At 28.5% G+C, this 4,028-nt stretch carries 3 protein-coding genes; all 3 read left to right on the top strand.

Annotation, left to right across the window (positions count from 1 at the left end):
- On the top strand, positions 1–387 hold a 387-nt coding region (locus BUA21_RS14830; protein WP_200796576.1), incomplete at its 5' end, for a hypothetical protein.
- Positions 388–568: 181 nt separating this feature from the next.
- Positions 569–1,912, top strand: a complete 1,344-nt coding sequence (locus tag BUA21_RS14340; protein ID WP_072745504.1) for an ADP-ribosylglycohydrolase family protein — start codon at positions 569–571, stop codon at positions 1,910–1,912.
- Positions 1,913–1,997: 85 nt separating this feature from the next.
- The gene (locus tag BUA21_RS14345) at positions 1,998–3,746 is read left to right on the top strand and encodes a DUF262 domain-containing protein (protein ID WP_072745505.1); all 1,749 of its coding nucleotides are present in this window, start codon (positions 1,998–2,000) and stop codon (positions 3,744–3,746) included.
- The last annotated feature ends 282 nt before the right edge of the window (positions 3,747–4,028 follow it).

Below are 4,028 nucleotides of genomic sequence, written 5' to 3' on the forward strand. Positions count from 1 at the left end.
GAACTTCTAGACACAACAAAGCTTGAAAAGAAGGCAGCTGTTATTCAAAATGAGATGGAAATAGTAGAAGAATTATTTAGAAAGATGGTTGATGAAAATTCTAGAAAGGCTATGGACCAGAAAGAATATTCAAAAAAGTATAATGAATTAGTTGAAAGATATAAAAAGGCTCAAGATGAATTAACCGAAGTTGAAGAAAAGCATCAAGAAAACAAGGTTAGAAAAGATAGCATAGATACCTTTATAGATAGACTGAAAAGCCAAGAAACAATCTTAACAGATTTTGATGAAGCTTTATGGACATCTACCATAGATAAGGTAGTTATTGAAAATGATATTACATTTTACTTCAGGGATGGAACTAAAATTAAACAGGAAATATTATAAAAAATCATAACCTGCTGGTTTAGAGGTTATAAAGCCTAAGACTAGTGGGTTATTTTTTATTTTAAATAAAATATGGTAGAAATTACTTGGCATATTTGATAGAATAAAGATAATTCAGAATAAGGGATTAAAACTTTGGGATTTGAACTTTAGAATATATTCCATATAGCGAGGCGAGATTATGAGTAATTTTGTTTTAGATGGAATTATGGGATTATGTGTAGCTGATGCCTTGGGGGTTCCAGTAGAATTTATGAATAGGGAAACCCTTAGAAAAGATCCAGTAGTTGGTATGAGAGAATATGGTACATACAATCAACCTACTGGTACCTGGTCAGATGATACAAGCATGACACTATGTCTTGTAGATAGTCTTTCTAAAGGCTTAGATTATGAAGATATAATGTTAAATTTTATTAAGTGGATAGAAACAGGTGAATACACACCTTATGGTGAGGCCTTTGATATTGGAATTACAACGAGAAAAGCATTAATGAGTTTTAAAAATGGGATTTCTCCATTAGAGTGTGGTAGAAAGAGTGAACACGATAATGGAAACGGCTCTCTTATGAGAATACTTCCAATTTTGTTTTATCTTCAATCCATTTATGGGATGAATTTTACAGATATTGATGGAGCATATGAAATTATTCATAATATTTCATCTCTGACACATGGTCATAGGAGAAGTCAAATAGCCTGTGGCATTTATATTTTAGTTGCTTCTGAGCTTGTTGAAAGTATGTGTCTAGAAACTGCTGTAAGATCGGGTATTTATAGTGGAATCGAATATTATGGAGATAAAAAAGATTATATTCATGAACTAAAGTATTTTGAACGATTAAGCAGGAAAGATTTTGCAGAAATACCTGAAGAAAAAATAAAGAGTAGTGGATATGTAGTTGATACACTTGAAGCTGCAATTTGGTGCTTACTAAATACAGATAATTATAGGGATTGTGTGTTGAAAGCTGTTAATTTAGGAAATGACACTGATACAGTAGCTGCTGTTGCAGGAGGACTTGCAGGTTTAAAGTATGGATATAGTAGTATTCCACAGGATTGGGTTGATGAAATAGCTAGGAAAGAGTATGTAGAAGATTTATGTAATGAATTATATTTAAGCTTAGTAAAGAACTCTATAGAAAAATTATCTCATTACATACCATATTTTGAAACTGCCACTAAAGAAAGTGTCTGCCATTGGGGTGGAGGAGAAAAATTAGGGGAAAATCAATTCACTATGCCTTATCCAATATATGACGATACTTTAGTAGAGTTTATTGAAGAATTTTATAAAACTAAATTAATATCTTACGATTATCTAGATGTCATAGAGAGTAGGGGTTTGAAAAGTACAAATGAAATAAATAATGCCATTGATTATGCAGACATAGAATTAGTGAAAGCTATTTTAACTGGATATGTTAGACAAGAACGGTTTTGTGATGGTATATGGGTAGATGCTGTTAGGGATAAAGCGTTTTTAAAGATTTTGAAACGATTTTGTGAGTTATTAATATGAGCTTGGATTAATTTGGTTATTTTGTTTAAAGAAATAAAAAGTAACGAAATAAATATTTTTATTATTTTTGTTTAGGAGGGGTAGTATGTCTAGTGGTTTTAAAACACCTATTAGTATTAAAGAGGCTATAGATAAAATACATAATAGGGATTTTCTTCTTCCAGCTATACAGAGAAAATTTATATGGTCCAGCTCACAGGTTGAATTATTATTCGATAGTATTATGAGGGGGTATCCTATAAATTCATTTATGTTTTGGGAAATAAGGGATAAAAATATGAAATCTGAGTATAGATTCTATGAATTTCTAAAAGAATATAGGGAATTTTACAATGAAAATAATGAGGAAATTAATACAACTGGTGTCCACGATTTTATGGCTGTTATTGATGGACAACAAAGATTAACAAGTCTTTATATTGGGTTTCGAGGTACCTATGCTTATAAGATGCCTAGAAAATGGTGGAGAAATGATGAAGATTCCCTACCAACCAGGACTCTTTATCTAAATTTACTAAAGTCAGTAGATCAAGAATATGATAATCAAAAACTATATGATTTTAGATTTTTATCAAAAGGTGATTTAAATAGACTTAATGATAGGGATAATTACTATTGGTTTAAGGTAGGGGATATATTAGATTTAAATGGTTTTTCTGAATTAAATAAATATATATTAAGTAATAATTTACAAGATAATGAATTTGCATCTGAAACCCTGTTTTTAATGTATGAAAGATTTAATTCTGAAAAATTAATTAATTATTATTTGGAAACAGAACAGGACCCTGATAAAGTGCTAGAAATTTTCATAAGAACTAATAGTGGTGGAACTCCTTTATCATTTTCAGATTTATTAATGTCTATTGCATCTGCTAACTGGAAAAAGATAGATGCCCGTAAAGAAATTGATGATACAGTAAATCAAGTATTCAATATATCCAATGCAGGTTTTAGAATAGATAAGGATTTTGTTTTAAAAACATGTTTGGTTTTATTTTCAGACAGTATATTATTTAAACTTAGAAACTTTGGGTACGAAAATGTACAAATTTTTGAAGAAAATTGGTTTGATATAAAGAAAAGTATAATAGCAGCATTTGAATTGGTATATAGGCTTGGATTTAATAACACTACATTTAGGGCAAAAAATGCAGCTATTCCTATAGTATATTATATATATCATAATGATTTAGCTGATATTATTACTAAAGCAAATTACGATGTAGAGGATCTAAATAATATTAGAAAGTGGATTAATTTAAGCTTTATTAAATCAATTTTTAGTGGACAAACTGATTCTGTTTTAATAAGAATAAGAAAAGTATTGAATGATAATTTAGACAAGAAATTTCCTATTAATGATATAATAAATGCATTTAAGTATGATGCTAATAAAAACTATTATCTTGATGAGGAGTTTATTAATGGATTATTGACATCTTCATACGAAAGCAATGATTCATTCTATATTTTATCATTACTCTATCCAGATTTAGATTATTATAATCAAGATTTTCATAAAGATCATATTCATCCAGCGTCAATATTCAAAGATGAAAATTATATAGAAAGTATAGAGGATGAGGTAAAAAAAGAATTTATGAAGAATAAAGATAACTGGAATAGTATATTAAATTTACAATTATTAAATGGGGATTTAAATAGAAGTAAAACTAATAAAAGTTTAATAGAATGGGCGAAAGAAAATTGTATCACCAATAGAGAACTATATTTAGATGATAATATTAGTTTAAATATAGAGGATTTCAAATTTTTTATAGAGAATAGAAAGGTAAATCTAAAGAAAGAATTGAACAGATTATTGGTTTAGTAGTGGTGGCTATAATAAATATTGATTTTGAAGCAATGCAAAAATGGAATAATACTCCTAAGAATAAACAAGAACTTCTTAAAAAAATATTTTATGTTCTACTTGTGGGGGTCTAAGGGTGTGCACAATTTAGCGTTAATATACCTTTTAGCGTTAATCAAATATTGCTAAATTGTATTAAAATATGAGTCATTAGACATAAAAGAACTTAAATATTGATACAATAGAAACTCCTTGATTTCAAGGGGTTTTCGTTGTTTTTGGGGATAAATTTAATATGAA

Origin of the sequence: Sporanaerobacter acetigenes DSM 13106 (assembly GCF_900130025.1) — a bacterium.
In the GTDB taxonomy this organism is placed as follows: domain Bacteria; phylum Bacillota; class Clostridia; order Tissierellales; family Sporanaerobacteraceae; genus Sporanaerobacter; species Sporanaerobacter acetigenes.